Source organism: Pseudomonas sediminis (assembly GCF_039555755.1).
Taxonomy (GTDB): domain Bacteria; phylum Pseudomonadota; class Gammaproteobacteria; order Pseudomonadales; family Pseudomonadaceae; genus Aquipseudomonas; species Aquipseudomonas mendocina_D.
Genome location: NZ_CP154631.1, coordinates 4,275,616 through 4,294,090, shown reverse-complemented (window position 1 = coordinate 4,294,090; position 18,475 = coordinate 4,275,616). Strand labels below are relative to the sequence as shown.

General features: G+C 62.9%; 16 protein-coding genes and 3 tRNA genes. 12 read left to right on the top strand and 7 right to left on the bottom strand.

The annotated features are described in order from the left end of the window. Nucleotides 1-2: 2 nt before the first annotated feature. The 4 genes from AAEQ75_RS20245 to AAEQ75_RS20230 form a co-directional block, all read right to left on the bottom strand. A complete protein-coding gene (locus AAEQ75_RS20245) occupies nt 3-797 on the bottom strand; it encodes a gamma-carboxygeranoyl-CoA hydratase (protein WP_256836373.1) in 795 nt (264 codons plus the stop codon). A gap of 87 nt (nt 798-884) precedes the next feature. Further along, the gene (locus AAEQ75_RS20240; protein ID WP_343350257.1) at nt 885-2,492 is read right to left on the bottom strand and encodes a carboxyl transferase domain-containing protein; all 1,608 of its coding nucleotides are present in this window, start codon (nt 2,490-2,492) and stop codon (nt 885-887) included. 89 nt (nt 2,493-2,581) lie between these two features. After that, nucleotides 2,582-3,745, bottom strand: coding sequence for an isovaleryl-CoA dehydrogenase (locus tag AAEQ75_RS20235; protein ID WP_343350256.1), 1,164 nt, complete (start codon nt 3,743-3,745; stop codon nt 2,582-2,584). A gap of 74 nt (nt 3,746-3,819) precedes the next feature. Then, on the bottom strand, nt 3,820-4,200 hold the full coding sequence (locus AAEQ75_RS20230; protein ID WP_106740525.1) for a MerR family transcriptional regulator: 381 nt from the start codon (nt 4,198-4,200) through the stop codon (nt 3,820-3,822). An 87-nt stretch (nt 4,201-4,287) separates the two neighbouring features. Between AAEQ75_RS20230 and AAEQ75_RS20225 the strand changes: the two genes are divergently transcribed. From AAEQ75_RS20225 to AAEQ75_RS20215, 3 genes are all read left to right on the top strand, one after another. Next, complete coding sequence (locus AAEQ75_RS20225) at nt 4,288-5,055, top strand: 3-hydroxyacyl-CoA dehydrogenase (RefSeq protein WP_343350255.1); 768 nt, start codon at nt 4,288-4,290, stop codon at nt 5,053-5,055. A 133-nt stretch (nt 5,056-5,188) separates the two neighbouring features. Further along, a complete protein-coding gene (locus AAEQ75_RS20220) occupies nt 5,189-6,379 on the top strand; it encodes an acetyl-CoA C-acyltransferase (protein ID WP_343350254.1) in 1,191 nt (396 codons plus the stop codon). A 98-nt stretch (nt 6,380-6,477) separates the two neighbouring features. Next, complete coding sequence (locus AAEQ75_RS20215; protein ID WP_106732436.1) at nt 6,478-7,605, top strand: acyl-CoA dehydrogenase family protein; 1,128 nt, start codon at nt 6,478-6,480, stop codon at nt 7,603-7,605. A gap of 35 nt (nt 7,606-7,640) precedes the next feature. Here AAEQ75_RS20215 and blaPRC read toward each other — a convergent pair whose 3' ends face one another. Beyond that, nucleotides 7,641-8,780, bottom strand: a complete 1,140-nt coding sequence (gene blaPRC / locus AAEQ75_RS20210) for a PRC family class C beta-lactamase (RefSeq protein WP_106732435.1) — start codon at nt 8,778-8,780, stop codon at nt 7,641-7,643. Nucleotides 8,781-8,874: 94 nt separating this feature from the next. Next, entirely contained in the window at nt 8,875-10,710 is a 1,836-nt protein-coding gene (locus tag AAEQ75_RS20205; protein WP_343350253.1) for a sigma-54-dependent Fis family transcriptional regulator, read from the bottom strand. A gap of 260 nt (nt 10,711-10,970) precedes the next feature. Between AAEQ75_RS20205 and AAEQ75_RS20200 the strand changes: the two genes are divergently transcribed. Genes AAEQ75_RS20200 through AAEQ75_RS20175 form a run of 6 tightly spaced genes read left to right on the top strand, consistent with a single transcriptional unit; the run spans nt 10,971 to nt 16,910 of the window. After that, complete coding sequence (locus tag AAEQ75_RS20200) at nt 10,971-12,065, top strand: ABC transporter ATP-binding protein (RefSeq protein WP_106732433.1); 1,095 nt, start codon at nt 10,971-10,973, stop codon at nt 12,063-12,065. Then, complete coding sequence (locus AAEQ75_RS20195; protein WP_106732432.1) at nt 12,065-13,162, top strand: ABC transporter ATP-binding protein; 1,098 nt, start codon at nt 12,065-12,067, stop codon at nt 13,160-13,162. The genes AAEQ75_RS20200 and AAEQ75_RS20195 overlap by 1 nt, the downstream gene beginning before the upstream one ends. Continuing rightward, nucleotides 13,159-14,022: a carbohydrate ABC transporter permease gene (locus AAEQ75_RS20190; RefSeq protein WP_013715269.1), complete on the top strand. Its 864-nt coding sequence runs from the start codon at nt 13,159-13,161 to the stop codon at nt 14,020-14,022. Before AAEQ75_RS20195 ends, AAEQ75_RS20190 begins: the two co-directional genes overlap by 4 nt. Before the next feature lie 8 nt (nt 14,023-14,030). Next, complete coding sequence (locus AAEQ75_RS20185; protein ID WP_343350252.1) at nt 14,031-14,831, top strand: carbohydrate ABC transporter permease; 801 nt, start codon at nt 14,031-14,033, stop codon at nt 14,829-14,831. 12 nt (nt 14,832-14,843) lie between these two features. Beyond that, complete coding sequence (locus AAEQ75_RS20180; protein ID WP_013715271.1) at nt 14,844-15,116, top strand: DUF2160 domain-containing protein; 273 nt, start codon at nt 14,844-14,846, stop codon at nt 15,114-15,116. Between the two features lie 51 nt (nt 15,117-15,167). After that, nucleotides 15,168-16,910 (top strand): ABC transporter substrate-binding protein, encoded by a 1,743-nt coding sequence (locus tag AAEQ75_RS20175; RefSeq protein ID WP_343350251.1) that lies wholly within the window; start codon nt 15,168-15,170, stop codon nt 16,908-16,910. 60 nt (nt 16,911-16,970) lie between these two features. Here AAEQ75_RS20175 and folD read toward each other — a convergent pair whose 3' ends face one another. Further along, a complete protein-coding gene (folD, locus tag AAEQ75_RS20170; protein WP_003459914.1) occupies nt 16,971-17,825 on the bottom strand; it encodes a bifunctional methylenetetrahydrofolate dehydrogenase/methenyltetrahydrofolate cyclohydrolase FolD in 855 nt (284 codons plus the stop codon). A gap of 269 nt (nt 17,826-18,094) precedes the next feature. Here folD and AAEQ75_RS20165 point away from each other — a divergent pair. The 3 genes from AAEQ75_RS20165 (at nt 18,095) to AAEQ75_RS20155 (ending at nt 18,424) form a co-directional block, all read left to right on the top strand. Further along, nucleotides 18,095-18,171 (top strand) — tRNA-Arg (locus tag AAEQ75_RS20165). 36 nt (nt 18,172-18,207) lie between these two features. Further along, nucleotides 18,208-18,283 (top strand) — tRNA-His (locus AAEQ75_RS20160). Between the two features lie 56 nt (nt 18,284-18,339). After that, nucleotides 18,340-18,424: transfer RNA gene (locus AAEQ75_RS20155), tRNA-Leu, on the top strand. Nucleotides 18,425-18,475 lie beyond the last annotated feature (51 nt).

Genomic DNA, 18,475 nt, shown 5'->3' with positions numbered 1-18,475 from the left:
GGTCATTGCTCCTGCCAGGTGGGTTGGCGTTTTTCCAGGAACGCGCGCAGGCCTTCCTGGCCCTCTGGGCTGACGCGCAGACGGGCGATGGCATTTTCCGTGTAACGACGCAGGGCCGGGGTCAATTCGCCGCTGCCGACTTCGCGCAGCAGATCCTTGCTGGCGCGCATGGCTTGCGGGCTGTTGTGCAACAGGTTGGCCACCCAGGCTTCGACTTGAGCATCCAGCTCAGCGGCTGGGAAGCATTCGGCAAGCAGGCCCAGTTCGCGGGCACGTTTGCCATCGAAGCGCTCGGCGGTGAGCGCGTAGCGCTTGGCGGCGCGCTCGCCGATGGCCTGCACGACGAAGGGGCTGATTACTGCCGGAGCCAGGCCGATACGCACCTCGGACAGCGAGAACAGCGCGTCTTCGCTGCCAATGGCCATGTCGCAGCAGCTGGCCAGGCCCACCGCACCGCCGAAGGCCGCGCCCTGGACGACGGCCAGGGTGGGGATCTTCAGTCCGTGCAGGTTGTACATCAGCTCGGCCAGCTCGCGGGCATCACTCAGGTTGGCGTTGTAATCCAGGGTGGCGGCGTGCTGCATCCAGGCCAGGTCGGCGCCGGCGGAGAAGTGCTTGCCGCGGCCACGCAGTAGAAGGAACCGCAGGCTCTTGTCTTCACCGACGGCGTCTAGGGCGAGGATTAGCTCGCGGATCATCTCGGCGTTGAAGGCGTTGTTCTTCTCCGCGCGGTTCAGCCACAAGGTGGCGAAGCCGCGTGGGTCTTTCTCAAGCTGTACGGTGGTGAAGTTGGTCATGGTGTCAGGCTCGAAGGGCTGGGTAGGAGCGGCTTCAGCCGCGATCAGCGTGCCAGGATTCGCGGCTGAAGCCGCTCCTACAGGAGTTCACATACGGAACACCCCGAAACGGGTTGGCTCGATGGGCGCGTTGAGGCTGGCCGACAGCGCCAGGGCCAGTACCTCGCGGGTCTGCGCCGGGTCGATCACGCCGTCGTCCCACAGCCGGGCGCTAGAATAGAAGGCATGCGCCTGCTGCTCGTACTGCTCGACGATGGGCTGCTTCAGACGCCGTTCGTCCTCGTCGGAGTAGGGCTGGCCGGCACGCTGCGCCTGTTCGCGCTTGACCTGCACCAGCACGCCTGCGGCCTGCTGCGCGCCCATCACGCCGATGCGCGCGTTGGGCCACATCCACAAAAAGCGCGGGTCGTAGGCGCGGCCGCACATGCCGTAGTTGCCGGCACCGAAGCTGCCACCGATGATCACGGTGAATTTCGGCACCTGGGCGCAGGCCACAGCGGTGACTAGCTTGGCGCCGTGCTTGGCGATGCCGCCTTCCTCGTACTTCTTGCCCACCATGAAGCCGGTGATGTTCTGCAAAAACAGCAGCGGGATGCCGCGCTGGCAGGCCAGTTCGACGAAGTGCGCACCTTTTTGTGCGGCTTCGGCGAACAGAATGCCGTTGTTCGCCAGGATCGCCACCGGGTAGCCATTGATGCGGGCGAAGCCACACACCAGGGTGGTGCCGAACAGTGCCTTGAATTCATCCAGTTGCGAGTCGTCGACGATACGCGCGATCACCTCGCGCACATCGAAGGGCTGCTTGGCATCGGCCGGGATCACCCCGTACAGCTCGTCGGCGGCGTAGCGCGGGGCGATGGGCGCACGGCTGTCGAGCTGGCCGAGCTTGCGCCAGTTGAGATTGGCGATGCAGCGCCTGGCCAGCGCCAGGGCGTGTTCGTCATCCTCGGCATAGTGGTCGGCCACGCCGCTGGTCTTGCAGTGCACATCGGCGCCGCCCAGTTCTTCGGCGGTCACCACTTCGCCGGTGGCGGCCTTCACCAGCGGCGGGCCGGCGAGGAAGATGGTGGCCTGTTCGCGCACCATGATGGTCTCGTCACTCATGGCCGGCACATAGGCGCCACCAGCGGTGCAGGAGCCCATCACCACGGCGATCTGCGCAATGCCCAGCGCGCTCATGTTGGCCTGGTTGAAGAAGATGCGACCGAAGTGCTCGCGATCCGGGAACACCTCGTCCTGACGCGGCAGGTTGGCGCCGCCGGAGTCCACCAGATAGATGCACGGCAGGCGGTTCTCGCGGGCGATGGTCTGGGCGCGCAGGTGCTTCTTCACTGTCAGCGGGTAGTAGGAGCCGCCTTTAACCGTGGCGTCGTTGGCCACGATCATGCACTCGACACCTTCGACGCGGCCGATGCCGGCGATCACCCCTGCGGCAGGTACGTCTTCACCGTAGACCTCATGGGCGGCGAGCTGGCCGATCTCGAGAAAGGGCGAGCCGGCATCGAGCAAGCGGTTGATGCGTTCGCGTGGCAGCAGCTTGCCACGCGAGGTGTGGCGCTCCTGCGCCTTGGCGCCGCCGCCTTCGTGGACGCGGGCGAGCAGGGCGCGCAGTTCGTCCACCTGAGCGAACATGGCCGCTTGGTTGGTGGCGAACTCCGGGGAGCGGGTGTTGATCTGGGTATGCAGGATGGCCATCTGGGGCGCTCCGTTTCTGGCTACCGTCTGTAGGGTGCGCCGTGCGCACCGTGCCGTTGTCTGCGGTGCGCACGGCGCACCCTACGGTGTCATTTGGTCTCGTTGAACAGCTCGCGGCCGATCAGCATGCGGCGGATCTCGCTAGTGCCAGCGCCGATTTCGTAGAGCTTGGCGTCACGCAGCAGGCGCCCGGCCGGGTATTCATTGGTGTAGCCGTTGCCACCGAGCAACTGGATGGTGGCGAGCGCCATCTTGGTGGCCATTTCAGCGGTGTAGAGGATCACCGCGGCGGCGTCCTTGCGCGATTCCTCGCCGCGATCACAGGCCTTGGCGACGTTATAGAGGTAGGACTTGGAGGCGTTCATGCCGGCGTACATATCGGCCAGCTTGCCCTGAACCAGTTGGAATTCGCCGATCGACTGCTTGAACTGCTGGCGCTCGTGCACGTAGGGCAGCACCACGTCCATGCAGGCGCTCATGATTCCGGTGGGGCCGCCGGAGAGCACGGTGCGCTCGTAGTCCAGGCCGCTCATAAGCACGCGCACGCCGCCGCCCTCGACGCCCAAGATGTTCTCTTCCGGCACTTCGCAGTCCTCGAACACCAGCTCGCAGGTGTTGGAGCCGCGCATGCCCAGCTTGTCCAGCTTCTGATGGCGGGAGAAGCCCTTGAAGTCGCGCTCGACGATGAAGGCGGTCATGCCGCGCGAGCCGGCGTTGATGTCGGTCTTGGCGTAGATCACATAGGTGTGGGCGTCCGGGCCGTTGGTGATCCACATCTTGTTGCCGTTGAGCACGTAGCGGTCGCCGCGCTTCTCCGCACGCAGCTTCATCGACACCACGTCGGAGCCGGCGTTGGGCTCGCTCATGGCCAGGGCGCCGATGTGCTCGCCGGAGCACAGTTTGGGCAGGTATTTCTGCTTCTGCGCCTCACTGCCGTTCTTGTGGATCTGGTTGACGCACAGGTTCGAATGCGCGCCGTAGGACAGCCCCACTGAGGCTGAGGCACGGCTGATTTCTTCCATGGCCAGCACATGCGCCAGGTAGCCCATGTCGGTGCCTCCGTACTCCTCCTTGACCGTCATGCCGAGCAGGCCCATGTCACCGAACTTGCGCCACATGTCCATGGGGAATTCGTTGTCGCGGTCGATCTGCGCGGCGCGCGGCGCCAGCTCGTTCTGGGCGAACTGGTGCACCGAGTCACGCAGCATGTCGAGGGTTTCGCCGAGGCCGAAATTGAGGGTGGGGTAGCTCATGGGGTCACCTATTGTTTTCGTCGTAGGGTGCGTCATGCGCACCGGGTCGGATTCAGTGGTGCGCGCCGCGCACCCTAGGCTTGCGTCTCTGCCAAGGCGGCCAGGCAGCGTTCCTCGGCGGTATCCAGTTCCAGCTGCATCTGCTGGATATCCAGTAACTGTTGTTCAAGCTGCAGACGGCGCTCGGCGATCTTGCCCATGAAGGTCTCCAGCTGCTTGCGGCTGCCGGTTTCCGGGTCGTACAGCTCGATCAGCTCGCGGCATTCGGCCAGCGAGAAGCCGATGCGCTTGCCGCGCAGGATGAGTTTCAGTGTCACCTTGTCCTTGGCGCTGTAGATGCGCTCCTGGCCGCGCCGCTCCGGGGCGAGCATGCCTTGCTCCTCATAGAAGCGGATGGCGCGTGTGGTGATGTCGAGCTCGCGGGCCAGATCGGAGATGGAGTAGGTAGTTGCCATGGTCATTGCTCGTTTACCTTTACGTTAACGTAAACCTGTGCAAATCTGCCTGTCAATCTCACTCCACAACAATCACAGAGGTTGAGCATGCGTATCGACGAAACCGTATTCCTGATCAGCGGCGGCGCCTCTGGTCTTGGCCTGGCCACCGCCCGTGAACTGGTCGGGCAGGGCGGTAAGGCGGTGCTGCTGGATATCAACGTAGAAGCAGGCCAGCAGGCCCTTGCCGAGCTTGGCGCCAACGCCTGTTTCGTGTGTGCCGATATCACTCGCGAAGAGGATGGCCGCGCTGCAGTGGAGCAGGTTCTTGAGGCTTTCGGGGCTCTGCACGGGTTGGTCAATTGCGCCGGCGTGGCGCCAGCCGAGAAGGTACTGGGCCGCAGCGGCGCACATGGCCTGGACAGTTTCCGCCGCACTGTCGAGGTAAACCTGATTGGCAGCTTCAACCTGCTGCGCCTGGCGGTCGAGGCAATGGCGCAGAACGCGCCGAACGTTGAGGGCGAGCGTGGGGTCATCATCAATACCGCCTCGGTGGCGGCGTTCGACGGGCAGATGGGGCAGGCCGCCTATGCCGCCTCCAAGGGTGGCGTCGCGGCACTGACGCTGCCGGCGGCGCGTGATCTGGCGCGCTCCGGCATCCGCGTGATGTGCATTGCGCCGGGTGTGTTCGAGACCCCAATGATGGCCGGTATGCCCCAGGAGGTGCGTGACTCGCTGGCGGCCAATGTGCCGTTCCCGCAGCGCTTGGGGCGGCCCGACGAATACGCCGCACTGGTCCGGCATATCGTCGAGAACACCATGCTCAATGGCGAAGTGATCCGTCTCGATGGCGCGCTGCGCATGGCGGCTAAGTAGCGGGCTCTAGCTTTTGTGGGAGCGGCTTCAGCCGCGAAGTAAATGACGCAGCCTTCGCGGCTGAACCCGCTCCTACCGCCAGAACATGGCCCGGACGCGATCCGGGAATAACGCAGATCAGAAGGTGAAACTCATGAAACAGCAACTCGACCCCGTCGTCATCGTCAGTGCAGTGCGCACGCCCATGGGCGGCTTCCTTGGTGATCTGGCCGGCCTTACGGCGGCCGAGCTGGGCGCCGCTGCCATCCGCTCGACCCTCGAGCGTGCCGGGCTCGCGGCTGAGGCAGTGGACACGGTACTGATGGGCTGCGTGTTGCAGGCTGGCCAGGGTCAGGCACCCGCGCGCCAGGCCGCATTGGTTGCAGGGTTGAGCCAGGCCGCTCAATGCACCACGCTGAACAAGATGTGTGGCTCCGGTATGCAGGCACTGATGCTTGGTCATGGCCAGTTGCTCGCCGGCAGCGCCGATGTGCTGGTGGCCGGCGGCATGGAGAGCATGTCCAACGCGCCCTACCTCCTGGCGCGTGCCCGCAGTGGCTATCGCATGGGGCATGGCCAGGTGCTCGACCATATGTTCCTCGACGGTCTGGAGGACGCCTACGAGCGTGGTCGGTTGATGGGCACCTTCGCCGAGGATTGTGCGCAGCAGTATCGCTTCAGTCGTGAGGAGCAGGACGCCTATGCCCTGGAGTCGCTGCGTCGCGCCCAGCAGGCGATAACGGACGGAAGTTTCGTCAGTGAGATCGTCACCGTGGAGGCGCCGCAGGGGCGTGAACGGCGCCTGGTCAGTAGCGATGAGCAGCCGCCCAAGGCTCGCCCGGAAAAGATTCCCGGTCTAAAGCCGGCGTTTCGCGAGGGGGGTACGGTGACGGCGGCCAATGCCAGTTCCATTTCCGATGGCGCCGCCGCGCTGCTGTTGATGCGCCTGTCCGAGGCTCAGGAACGCGGCCTGAAACCACTGGCGCGCATCGTCGGCCATGCTGGCCACGCCCAGGCGCCGAATCTGTTCACTACCGCTCCGGTGGCGGCGATCCAGCGCTTGTTGGCGCGTATCGAATGGCCACTGGAGACGGTCGATCTGTTCGAAATCAACGAGGCGTTCGCCGTAGTGCCCATGGTGGCCATGCGTGAATTGGGCATCGATCACGCCAAACTCAATGTAAACGGCGGCGCGTGCGCCTTGGGCCATCCCATTGGCGCATCTGGCGCGCGCATCCTGGTGACCCTGTTGGCAGCGTTGCAGCAGCGTGATCTAAAGCGCGGCCTGGCCTCCGTGTGCATTGGCGGCGGTGAGGCCACTGCTGTAGCCATCGAGCTGTACTGAGTATCCACGTACTTAACCTGTGGGAGGGGCTTCAGCCGCGACTGTCGCCGCTAAAGCGCCTCCCACGGAGTGATCGAACCGCATCATCGGAGCCAGCCATGCTGCCAAAAGAAGAAGACATCCTTATCCGTGACATGGCCCGCCAGTTCGCCCAGGAACGGCTGAAACCGTTCGCCGCTGACTGGGACCGCGAGCATCGTTTCCCTGCCGAAGCCATCGCCGAAATGGGCCAGCTGGGTTTTATGGGCATGCTGGTGCCGCAGCAGTGGGGCGGTGCCGAAACCGGTCACCTGGCTTACGCCATGGCCCTGGAGGAGGTGGCAGCTGGCGATGGCGCCTGCTCCACGATCATGAGCGTGCACAACTCGGTAGGCTGCATGCCGATCCTCAAGTACGGCAGCGAGCAGCAGAAACAGCGCTTTCTTCGCCCGCTGGCCGAAGGCAGCATGCTTGGCGCCTTCGCCCTGACCGAGCCGCAGGCCGGCTCAGATGCCAGCGACCTGCGTACCCGCGCGCGGCGCGATGGCGATCACTATGTGCTCAATGGTGCCAAGCAGTTCATCACCTCCGGCAGCCACGCCGGCATGGTGATCGTCTTCGCCGTTACCGACCCGCAGGCGGGTAAGAAAGGCATCAGCGCCTTTATCGTGCCGACCGATGCACCCGGTTTCTCGGTGGTGCGGGTGGAGGACAAGCTCGGCCAGCATGCCTCCGACACCTGCCAGATCCAGTTCGACGAGGTGCGCATTCCGGCCGATCTGCGCCTCGGCGAGGAGGGCGAGGGTTATCGCATCGCCCTGGCCAACCTCGAGGGTGGGCGCATCGGCATTGCCGCGCAATCGGTGGGCATGGCACGCGCTGCGTTCGAAGCAGCGCGTGATTACGCCCACGAGCGGGTGACCTTCGGCAAACCGATCATCGAGCATCAGGCGGTGGCGTTTCGCCTCGCTGATATGGCCACGCAGATCGCCGTCGCACGGCAGATGGTGCATCACGCTGCCAGCCTGCGCGAGGCCGGCCAACCCTGTCTGACCGAGGCGTCGATGGCCAAGCTGTTCGCTTCGGAGATGGCCGAGCGGGTGTGCTCGGCGGCGATCCAGACCCTGGGTGGCTACGGCTACCTCAAGGACTTCCCGGTCGAGCGCATCTACCGTGACGTGCGCGTGTGCCAGATCTACGAGGGCACCAGCGACGTGCAGCGGATGGTGATCGCGCGCAGTTTCTAAGCTCAAGGTGCGTACCCAACACACCTGTGCCCTGTCTAGGGCTCGATGCTTTCGAGCAACTGCAGTGCCAGGCGCACGCGCTCGGCATTCGGGTAGTTGCGGTTGGCGAGTATCACCAGGCCGGTATCACGCGCCGGAAGCAGCAGGATGTGGGCGCCGAAGCCATTGGTCGAGCCGGTCTTGTTCAGCAGCAGGTCGCCTTCGGCTGGCCTGGGCACACTGAAACGCGCCACGGTCTGCGGTTGCAGCGCCATTTCCGCTGAGTTGCCGGCCTGCAGTTTCTTCAGACTGATGGGGTATGCGTAGCGCTCCCAGCCCAGGGCCTGAGTCATGTCGCCGACCTGGTAGTAGCCGCGATGGGTTGAGCTGATCGCCTGGCGCAGTGGTGCGGGTAATTGATCCGGGTGCAGGTTGGCGTCGATGAATCGCAGCATATCGGTGGCGCTGGATTTCAGCCCGTAGGCTTCGGCATCCAGCGCGCCTGGAGTCACGCGCACCGCCTTGTCGTCGCGGTAGCCCCAGGCGTAGCGCTTCATCTGGACGGTCGGTATCTGTACGTAGCTTTCCTGCATGCCCAGCTGTGGTAGCAGATCTTTTTCCATCAACTGCTGAAACGGCTCGGCCATGCTGGCGGCGGCCAGGTGGCCGAACAGGCCGATGCTGGGATTGGAGTACAGCCGTTGCGTACCCGGCGGATACACCGCCTGCCAATTACGGTAGTAATCGAGCATCTGCTGTTCGTTGCTGACAGCGTCCGGGAATTGCAGCGGTAGGCCGCCAGCGGTGTAAGTCGCCAGATCCAGCAAGCTGATGTTATCGAAGGCACTGCCTTGCAGCTCTGGTAGGTACTGGCTGGCGTTGTCGCTGAGGTTCAGCGTGCCGCGGGCTTCGGCGTAGGCGCCGAGGGTGGCGGTGAAGAGTTTGCTGATCGAGCCCAGCTCGAACAGGGTGTGGCGATCCACCGCCTGGCCGCTTTCACGGGATGCCACTCCGTACTCGAAGAAATGCGACTGCCCCTTGTGGCTGATGGCGATGGCCATGCCGGGAATGGCATAGGTCTGCATCATCGACTTCGCAGCGGCGTCCACCTGTGTTTCCAATGAAGGCGATGCCGGCGCCTGGCTGGCGGCCAGCAGAGTCAGCGCGGCGAACAGGGGGCGATACAGGTGGCGCATGTTGAGTTCCTTTCGTGGCTGGCCGATGCCGGCCCGTTCGGGGTTCGGGCAGGGTGGCAAATGTATGGCTTGGGCCGATTCTTCGAGCAAAGGTTCAGGGCCGCACGCCCTGTTCGCGCAGGCGCTTGTACAGGGTATTGCGGCTCAGGCCAAGGTGGCGGGCCAGGTAGGAGATATTGCCGCCGCATGCCTGGTACTGGCTGGCCAGGTCGCCATCATCCTGCTCGAGATGCGCGGGCAGGGGCGCCTCTGTTGGCAGATCGAGGAAGAAGTCATCTGGCAGGTGTTCGGCGCGGATAGGCTGGTCGTCGGCCATGGCCAGCGCCACGCGCAACACGCTACTGAGCTGGCGCAGGTTGCCCGGCCAGGGGTGATGCTGGAACAGCTCCAGCACTTCGCGGCTGATACCTGCATGTTGGTCAGGTTCGCGATGCTGCTCCCAGAGTTTCTGGAACAGTGCCTGCTTGTCACTGCGCTCACGCAGTGGCGGCAGTTCCAGATTCAGGCCGCTGATGCGGTAGTACAGATCGGCGCGGAACTGGCCGTTGTCGACGTCCTGGCGCAGTGGACGGTTGGTGGCAGACACCAGACGTACATCCACCGGATGTAGCTCGCTGCTGCCCAGGGGTTGCACGCAGCGCTCCTGCAACACGCGCAGTAGCCGGGCCTGCACGCGTAGCGGCATGTCGCCGATCTCGTCGAGAAACAGCGTGCCCTTGTGCGCCTTGCGGATCAGCCCGACATGGCCTTTCTGGCTGGCGCCGGTAAAGGCACCTTTCTCGTAGCCGAACAGTTCCGACTCCACCAGCTCCGCTGGAATGGCCGCGCAGTTGACTGCGATGAAGGGCTGGTCGGCGCGTGAGCTGGCGCGATGTAGCGCCCTGACGAAAACCTCCTTGCCGGCACCGGTTTCGCCCTGCACCAGGATCGGGATGTCCTTTTCCAGCAGGCGCTCGGCCTGGCGGATTGCCTTTTCCATGCGTGCGTCACCCATGCTCAGTGCGTGCAGATGAGGCTCTTGTGGCGTGCTCTGCGCAACCTGCGGGCGGAAGTCACGAGGCTGAATGGGGGCCGGTCGGGTAGGGCGTCGTACCCGTGCGTGAAAGCGAAAGTGGCCGCTGGTGCGCAGGCTGAACGGCTGGCCGTCCGGCTGGTTGAGCAACTGCTGTAGAGGCACGTCGAACAGTTGCTCGACGGCGCCGTAGGTCAAAGGTTGGCCCAGCAGATTGTCAGCGCGGCGGTTGGCCGACACCACGTGGCCCTGTTCATCGAACACCACCAGGCCGGCCCACGGGCTGTCGAGGTTGTCGAGGCTGGTATTGAAGCTGAGCAGGTGGTACTGGTCGGCGAAAAGCTTGAGGATCAGGCGGTTCTCCACCGACTGGCTCATCATCTTGACCATGCCCAGGGTATGCGCCGGCGGCAGGTAGCTGTCGCTGGACACGTCGAGCACGGCGATCATGCGCCGCTGTTCGTCGAAGATCGGCGAGGCCGAGCCGGTCATGAAACGGTTGGCCTTGAGGAAGTGTTCATCGTGCTGGATATGCACGGCCTGGCCGCAACTGAGCGCGGTGCCGATGGCGTTGGTGCCGGTGTAGCGCTCCAGCCAGCTGGCGCCGGCGACGAAGCCGGCGGCCTGGCGCGGTTCGATAAAGCGCTGGTCGCCCCAGGATTGCAGCAGTCGGCCCTGGTCGTCGGCGAGCATGATCAGGCAGTTGGAGTTGGCAAGGATGGTGCCGTAGTAGGGCAGCACTTCCTGATGAGTGGTCTGCACCAGGGCCTGGCGGCTTTCCAGCAGCGCCGAAAGATCGCCTGGCGCCGGCGGGTCGAAGCGAGGCGCGCTCTGGTGAGTCAGGCCGTAGTCACGGCAGCGCGACCAGGACTCCTGGATGATGGCGTCGTGAGCCGGTGCGCGGGCAGCTTCTGTCATGGTGCGATCTCTTCTTGTTGGTTCGCGATCTGCGCCGCGATCGATTCAGTGTCGTTCAAGCCTGTTCAAAGTCAACGAACGAATTGTTCAGTTGTTCACATTCGACTGTTCAAAAGTGTTCAGTGGGAAACCATTGCTGCACCGTTCTTTGGCGGTTTTTTCGATCCTGATCAACAGGATGCGTTGTTTTTTGTGGAGCTGGCACGCTTGTCGCTACCGATGTTCGTAATCGAATGGCACTACAAGAAAAAGGACAGGCCATGTCGCTCAAGCTCGAACACGTCACCCGTATCGTCGACGGCCAGGTTCATATCGACGATGCCAGCCTCAGTTTCGAACCCGGCTCCTTCAACGTTCTGCTCGGCCGTACGCTGGCCGGCAAGACCAGCCTGATGCGCCTGATGGCCGGGCTGGATCGGCCCAATAGCGGCCGCGTGCTGATGAACGGCGCCGATGTCACCGGCGTGCCGGTGCGCCAGCGCAACGTGTCGATGGTCTATCAGCAGTTCATCAACTACCCGACCCTGTCGGTGTTCGAGAACATCGCCTCGCCACTGCGTCAGGCCGGTGTGGCCAAGGAGCAGATCGTCGAGAAGGTCGAGGCCACCGCGCGCATGTTGCGCATCGAGAAACTGCTGTCGCGTTATCCGCTGGAGCTGTCCGGCGGCCAGCAGCAGCGCACGGCCATGGCCCGGGCGCTGGTCAAGGATGCCTCGCTGATCCTGTTCGACGAACCGCTGGTCAATCTCGACTACAAGCTACGCGAAGAGCTGCGCCAGGAAATGCGTGAGCTGTTCCAGGCGCGCCATACCATCGCGATCTACGCCACCACCGAACCCAACGAGGCGCTGGCCCTGGGTGGCACCACCACCATCCTGCATGAGGGGCGGGTGGTGCAGAGTGGCAAGACCGCCGAGGTCTACCACCGTCCGCGGCAGGTGCTGGCTGCCGAGCTGTTCTCGGAGCCGGCGATCAACCTGATGCCGGGGCGTATCAGCGGCTCCGAGGTGAGCTTCGCCGACTGCGTGCATTTTCCGCTCAATCCCGATCTGCGCGGCATCGCCGAGGGCGAGTACCGTTTTGGCGTACGCCCCAGCCATATCGGCCTGGTGCCGTCCAACGACGATGACCTGGAGCTGGCGGTAACCGTTGAGCTGGCCGAGATCAGCGGCTCGGAAACCTTCCTGCATGTGCGCAACGAGCAATTCGTGCTGGTGCTGCACCTGCCTGGGGTGCACGAGTACGCGGTGGACACGCCGATCCTCATCTACATCCCGACCCACAAGTTGTTCGTCTTCGCTGCCGATGGGCAGTTGGTGCAGGCGCCCAGTCGTCGTCAGGGGAGGGCCGCCTGATGGCCGAGATTCGCTTGCACAACCTTGCGCACAGTTACAGCGGTACGCCGAAAACGCCGGAAGATTATGCGATCCGCGAAATGAACCATATCTGGCAGCAGGGCGGCGCATACGCGCTGCTGGGGCCGTCAGGCTGCGGCAAGTCGACGTTGCTCAACATCATCTCCGGCCTGCTCAGCCCGTCGCAGGGCGAGGTGCAGTTCGACGGCAAGGCGGTCAACAGGCTGTCGCCGCAAGAACGCAACATCGCTCAGGTTTTCCAGTTCCCGGTGGTCTACGACACCATGACGGTGTTCGACAACCTGGCCTTCCCACTGCGCAACCAGGGTATGGATGAAGCCCGGGTGATGAGCAAAGTGCATGAAATCGCCGAGGTGCTGGAGTTGCATCCGCTGCTGCACAAGAAGGCGCGCAACCTTACCGCCGACGAGAAGCAGAAGGTGTCGATGGGCCGTGGCCTGGTGCGCGACGACGTGTCGGCGATTCTCTTCGACGAGCCGCTGACGGTGATCGACCCGCACCTGAAGTGGAAGCTGCGGCGCAAGCTCAAGCAGATCCATGAGCAGTTCAACATCACCATGGTTTACGTTACCCACGATCAGCTGGAGGCCTCCACCTTCGCCGACAAGATCGCAGTGATGTACGGCGGGCAGATCGTCCAGTTCGGAACGCCTCGCGAGTTGTTCGAGCGCCCCGGCCATACCTTCGTCGGCTATTTCATCGGCAGCCCAGGCATGAACCTGATCGACGTGCAGCGCTGCTCGGGCGGGGTGCGCTTCGCTGATACGGTGCTGCCGCTTTCCGAGGCGCTCAACCAGCGCCTGGCCGAACTGGATGGCAAGCGTCTGCAGGTGGGCATTCGTCCCGAGTTCGTGCACGTCTGGGATGGCGCCTATGAAGACGCGCTGTGTGGCCGGGTGCTGCATGTCGAGGATCTCGGCACCTACAAGATCCTCACTTTCGACCTCGATGGCCAGGTGCTCAAGGCGCGCCTGCAGGAGGATCAGCCCGTGCCCCACGAGCAGGTCTACCTGAGCTTTCCGGCGCAGTGGCTGATGCTCTACGCCGACGACTACCTGGTGGAGGTGGCGCCATGAAGGTGCAGAACAACAAGGCCTGGTGGCTGGTGCTGCCGGTATTTCTGCTGGTGGCGTTCAGCGCCATCGTACCGATGATGACCGTGGTCAACTACTCGGTGCAGGACATCTTCGACCCGGCCACGCGCTACTTCGTCGGCGTCGACTGGTACCGCCAGGTGCTGCAGGATCCGCGCCTGCATGACTCGTTGCTGCGCCAGTTCATCTTCTCCGCCTGCGTGCTGTTGATCGAGATTCCGCTAGGGATCGCTATCGCTCTGTGCATGCCGACTCGCGGGCGCTGGGCCTCACTGTGCCTGATCCTGATGGCCATTCCGCTGCTGATTCCATGGAACGTGGTCGGCACCATCTGGCAGATCTTCGGCCGCGCCGACATCGGCCTGATGGGCTGGGCGCTGAACAGTCTGGGGATCAGCTACAACTATGCGGCCAACACCATGGATGCCTGGGTGACCGTGCTGATCATGGACGTCTGGCACTGGACCTCGCTGGTGGCGCTGCTGTGCTACTCCGGGCTGCGCGCCATTCCCGATGTCTATTACCAGGCGGCGCGCATCGACCGGGCGTCGAACTGGGCGGTGTTCCGCCATATCCAGTTGCCCAAGCTGAAAAGCGTGCTGTTGATCGCGGTGATGCTGCGCTTCATGGACAGCTTCATGATCTACACCGAGCCCTTCGTGCTCACCGGCGGTGGGCCGGGCAACGCCACCACCTTCCTCAGCCAGACCCTGACGCAAATGGCTGTCGGCCAGTTCGACCTGGGCCCGGCGGCGGCGTTCTCGCTGGTGTACTTCCTGATCATCCTGCTGGTGTCCTGGCTGTTCTATACCGCCATGACCCACGACGACAAAACCCGCTGAGGCCGACCATGACGCTGCGCAAACGCCTGGTACTGCTGATCTACTTTCTGTTCCTGCTGGTGCCGATCTACTGGCTGCTGAACATGTCGTTCAAGAGCAATACCGAAATTCTCGGTGGGCTCAGCCTGTGGCCGCAGAATTTCACTCTGGACAACTTCCGGGTGATCTTCACCGACCGCAGTTGGTACGAGGGCTACCTCAACTCGCTGTATTACGTCAGCCTCAACACCCTGATCTCGCTCAGCGTGGCGCTGCCGGCGGCCTATGCCTTCTCGCGCTATCGCTTTCTCGGCGACAAGCACCTGTTCTTCTGGCTGTTGACCAACCGCATGGCGCCGCCAGCGGTATTCCTGCTGCCGTTCTTCCAGCTGTACTCGTCCATCGGCCTGTTCGACACCCATATCGCCGTGGCATTGGCGCACTGCCTGTTCAACGTGCCGCTGGCGGTGTGGATCCTCGAAGGCTTCATGTCCGGCGTGCCCAAGGAAATCGACGAGACGGCCTACATCGACGGTTACAGCTTCCCGAAATTCTTCGTGAAGATCTTCATCCCGCTGATCCGCTCCGGTATCGGTGTCACCGCCTTCTTCTGCTTCATGTTCTCCTGGGTCGAGTTGCTGCTGGCGCGCACCCTGACCTCGGTGGACGCCAAGCCCATCGCGGCGGTGATGACCCGTACCGTGTCCGCCTCGGGTATCGACTGGGGCGTGCTCGCCGCTGCCGGAGTGCTGACCATCATCCCGGGGATGCTGGTGATCTGGTTCGTTCGCAACCATGTGGCCAAGGGCTTCGCCCTCGGTCGCGTGTAAGGGAGGTTCATCATGAGCTGGATGGCCTGGACTCTGCCGACCGCGCTGTTCTTCGGTTGCATCGCCGTGCTGCTGGCCGGCATGACGCTGGTCGAGCTGCGCTGGCCGTGCGTCGAGCGCAAGGGTTTTCTGCCGATCACCACCACCCGTGGTGATCGGTTGTTCATCGGTCTGCTCGGCAGCGCCTACCTGCACCTGCTGGTAATCGGCGTGACCGACTGGAGCGTGTGGATAGCGTCGCTGCTATCGCTGTTGTGGTTGTGCGCAGTCATGCGCTGGGGCTGAGCCGGGCTGCCGCCGGTATGCCTCTCCCCATATCCTGAGATGGAGGTCTCTATGTTCGACAATAACAACAAGACCCGACATAGCTTGGCGTTGGCCGCCTTGCTGGCGTTGTCCGGTTTGAGCGGTGCGGCCTGGGCGGATGCCTATGAAGAGGCCGCGAAGAAATGGATTGCTGATGAGTTCAATCCCTCGACCCTGACGCCGGAGCAACAGCTCGAAGAGCTTAAGTGGTTCATCAAGGCTGCCGAGCCGTTTCGTGGCATGAACATCAATGTCGCCTCGGAAACCCTGACCACCCATGAGTACGAGTCCAAGGTTCTGGCCAAGGCCTTCAGTGAAATCACCGGCATCAAGCTCAAGCATGACCTGATGCAGGAAGGCGATGTGGTCGAGAAACTGCAGACGCAGATGCAGTCCGGCAAGAACATCTACGACGGCTGGGTCAACGACTCGGACCTGATCGGTACCCACTTCCGCTATGGCAAGGCGGTCTCGATTACCGACATGATGGCTAACGAAGGCAAGGACTTCACCTCGCCGACTCTCGATCTTGACGATTTCATCGGCCTGTCATTCACCACCGGGCCGGACGGCAAGGTTTATCAGTTACCCGATCAGCAGTTCGCCAACCTCTACTGGTTTCGCGCCGACTGGTTCGAGCGTCCGGAGCTGAAGGCCAAGTTCAAGGAAATCTACGGCTACGAGCTGGGCGTGCCGGTGAACTGGTCAGCCTACGAGGACATCGCTGAATTCTTCTCGGTACACGTCAAGGAAATCGACGGTAAACGCGTCTATGGCCACATGGACTACGGCAAGAAAGATCCGTCGCTGGGCTGGCGTTTCACCGACGCCTGGTTCTCCATGGCTGGCGGTGGCGACAAGGGTCTGCCCAACGGCCTGCCGGTGGACGAGTGGGGCATTCGCGTCGACGGTTGCCGGCCGGTGGGTTCCAGTGTCGCCCGCGGTGGTGATACCAACGGGCCTGCGGCGGTGTTCGCCACGCAGAAGTACGTCGATTGGATGCGCCAGTACGCGCCGCCGGAAGCGCAAGGCATGACCTTCTCCGAATCCGGCCCGGTGCCGGCGCAGGGTGCCATCGCTCAGCAGATCTTCTGGTACACCGCCTTTACCGCCGATATGACCAAGCCTGGCCTGCCGGTGGTCAACGACGATGGCACGCCGAAATGGCGTATGGCGCCGTCGCCCAAGGGCCCGTATTGGGAAGAGGGCATGAAGCTCGGTTACCAGGACACCGGCTCCTGGACCTTCCTCAACTCCACGCCGGAGAAACAGCGCCTGGCCGCCTGGCTCTATGCGCAGTTTGTTACCTCCAAGACCGTCTCGCTGAAAAAGACCCTGGTCGGTCTGACGCCGATTCGTGAGTCGGACATCAACTCGCAGGCGATGACGGACGTAGCGCCCAAGCTTGGGGGGCTGGTGGAGTTCTACCGTAGCCCGGCACGCGTGCAGTGGACGCCAACCGGCACCAACGTGCCGGACTATCCGCGTCTAGCTCAGCTGTGGTGGCAGTTCATCGCCGAGGCCGCTAGCGGTGACAAGACGCCGCAACAGGCGCTCGATGGCCTGGCGGCTGCGCAAGACACCATGCTCGGTCGTCTGGAGCGCTCCGGTGTACTGGGTGAGTGCGGGCCGAAGCTGAACGAGCCGCGTGATCCGCAGTACTGGTTCGACCAGCCGGGTGCACCGAAACCCAAGCTGGCCAACGAGAAGCCCAAAGGCGAAACCATCGCCTACGACGAGTTGCTCAAGTCCTGGGAGCAGGCGCGTAACTGATCCAAGTGGCAGAAACGACAACGGCACCCTCGGGTGCTGTTGTTTTTTATGCAGTGCTGCTTACTTATGCAGATGTTCGGCCGCGTGCAGGGTGTTCTCCAACAGCCCGGCGCGAGTCATCGGGCCAACGCCGCCTGGAACCGGTGTGATCCAGCCGGCGCGGGGTAGGGCGGCATCAAAGGTCACGTCACCGACCAGCTTGCCGTCTTCCTGGCGGTTGATGCCAACGTCGATGACGATGGCGCCTGGCTTGATCCACTCACCCTTGACCAGTCCCGGCTTGCCGGCAGCGACCACGACGATGTCGGCCTGGCCTACATGGCCGGCCAGATCCTTGGTGAAACGGTGAGTGACGGTGACGGTGCAACCGGCCAGCAACAGCTCCATGGCCATCGGGCGGCCAACGATGTTGGAGGCGCCGACTACCACCGCATGCATGCCGTACAGATCGGCCCCGGTGCTTTCCAGCAGGGTCATGATGCCTTTCGGGGTGCAGGGGCGCAGCAGCGGCATGCGCTGTGCCAAACGGCCAATGTTGTAGGGATGGAAGCCGTCCACATCCTTGTCCGGACGAATGCGTTCGAGCAGCAGGGAAGAGTCGAGATTCTCCGGCAGCGGCAGCTGTACCAGGATGCCGTCGATGGTCGGGTCTTCATTGAGCTCGTCGATCAGCGCGAGCAGATCGGCCTGGCTGGTCTCTGCCGGCAGGTCATAGGCACGGGAGAGGAAACCGACTTCTTCGCAATCCTTGCGTTTATGTGACACATAGACCTGGGAGGCAGGATCGGTGCCGACCAGGATCACGGCCAGGCCTGGCGCACGAAGGCCTTGCTGGCGGCGTTCGGCGACACGTTGGGCAATCTGCTGGCGGAGGCTGGCGGCGATCGCCTTGCCGTCGATCAGTTGTGCGGTCATTGCGCTGGTTAACCATTAATAAGGATGAAAAAAGGACGCGCATTCTCGCATGGGCGCTCACCCGGGCAAAGGCGCCTGCCGTCGTTTTCGCGTAACTCCTTTAAATCGCTGAATTTTTTTGAAAATTTCTGTTGACGAGGTTGGGAGGCGTCTATAACATTCGCCCCGCTTCTCAGGAACAGCCACTCGCTGGGTGAGGCGGCAAAAGCCAAGCCCTGGTGGTGAGGTTGGAGCCAAAAGCTTGTAAGTCTGCGCTAGCGGATGGATAAGTGCCCGTAGCTCAGCTGGATAGAGCATCCGCCTTCTAAGCGGATGGTCGCAGGTTCGAGTCCTGCCGGGTGCGCCATTTGGCGGTCAGGCAAGAGTAAGCAAATGCAATATGGTGGGCGTAGCTCAGTTGGTAGAGCACAGGATTGTGGCTCCTGGTGTCGTGGGTTCGATTCCCATCGTCCACCCCATATTCCAAAACGCCAGGCCAAAAGCCTGGCGTTTTTGTTTTAAGCTGCAAGGCCACGCGGACGTGGTGGAATTGGTAGACACACCAGATTTAGGTTCTGGCGCCGCAAGGTGTGAGAGTTCGAGTCTCTCCGTCCGCACCATCTTTATATAGCCCCTCCCGACTGCCGCCTGCTTCTAGGGTGACTTCTGCA

Bases quoted from the DNA above. Each gene is read 5' to 3' on its own strand.
- AAEQ75_RS20215 (WP_106732436.1), top strand. From the start codon at position 6,478: ATGCTGCCAAAAGAAGAAGACATCCTTATCCGTGACATGGCCCGCCAG.
- AAEQ75_RS20175 (WP_343350251.1), top strand. From the start codon at position 15,168: ATGTTCGACAATAACAACAAGACCCGACATAGCTTGGCGTTGGCCGCC.
- AAEQ75_RS20200 (WP_106732433.1), top strand. From the start codon at position 10,971: ATGTCGCTCAAGCTCGAACACGTCACCCGTATCGTCGACGGCCAGGTT.
- AAEQ75_RS20220 (WP_343350254.1), top strand. From the start codon at position 5,189: ATGAAACAGCAACTCGACCCCGTCGTCATCGTCAGTGCAGTGCGCACG.
- blaPRC (WP_106732435.1), bottom strand. From the start codon at position 8,780: ATGCGCCACCTGTATCGCCCCCTGTTCGCCGCGCTGACTCTGCTGGCC.
- AAEQ75_RS20195 (WP_106732432.1), top strand. From the start codon at position 12,065: ATGGCCGAGATTCGCTTGCACAACCTTGCGCACAGTTACAGCGGTACG.
- AAEQ75_RS20240 (WP_343350257.1), bottom strand. From the start codon at position 2,492: ATGGCCATCCTGCATACCCAGATCAACACCCGCTCCCCGGAGTTCGCC.
- AAEQ75_RS20225 (WP_343350255.1), top strand. From the start codon at position 4,288: ATGCGTATCGACGAAACCGTATTCCTGATCAGCGGCGGCGCCTCTGGT.
- AAEQ75_RS20245 (WP_256836373.1), bottom strand. From the start codon at position 797: ATGACCAACTTCACCACCGTACAGCTTGAGAAAGACCCACGCGGCTTC.
- AAEQ75_RS20235 (WP_343350256.1), bottom strand. From the start codon at position 3,745: ATGAGCTACCCCACCCTCAATTTCGGCCTCGGCGAAACCCTCGACATG.
- folD (WP_003459914.1), bottom strand. From the start codon at position 17,825: ATGACCGCACAACTGATCGACGGCAAGGCGATCGCCGCCAGCCTCCGC.
- AAEQ75_RS20185 (WP_343350252.1), top strand. From the start codon at position 14,031: ATGACGCTGCGCAAACGCCTGGTACTGCTGATCTACTTTCTGTTCCTG.
- AAEQ75_RS20180 (WP_013715271.1), top strand. From the start codon at position 14,844: ATGAGCTGGATGGCCTGGACTCTGCCGACCGCGCTGTTCTTCGGTTGC.
- AAEQ75_RS20230 (WP_106740525.1), bottom strand. From the start codon at position 4,200: ATGGCAACTACCTACTCCATCTCCGATCTGGCCCGCGAGCTCGACATC.
- AAEQ75_RS20205 (WP_343350253.1), bottom strand. From the start codon at position 10,710: ATGACAGAAGCTGCCCGCGCACCGGCTCACGACGCCATCATCCAGGAG.
- AAEQ75_RS20190 (WP_013715269.1), top strand. From the start codon at position 13,159: ATGAAGGTGCAGAACAACAAGGCCTGGTGGCTGGTGCTGCCGGTATTT.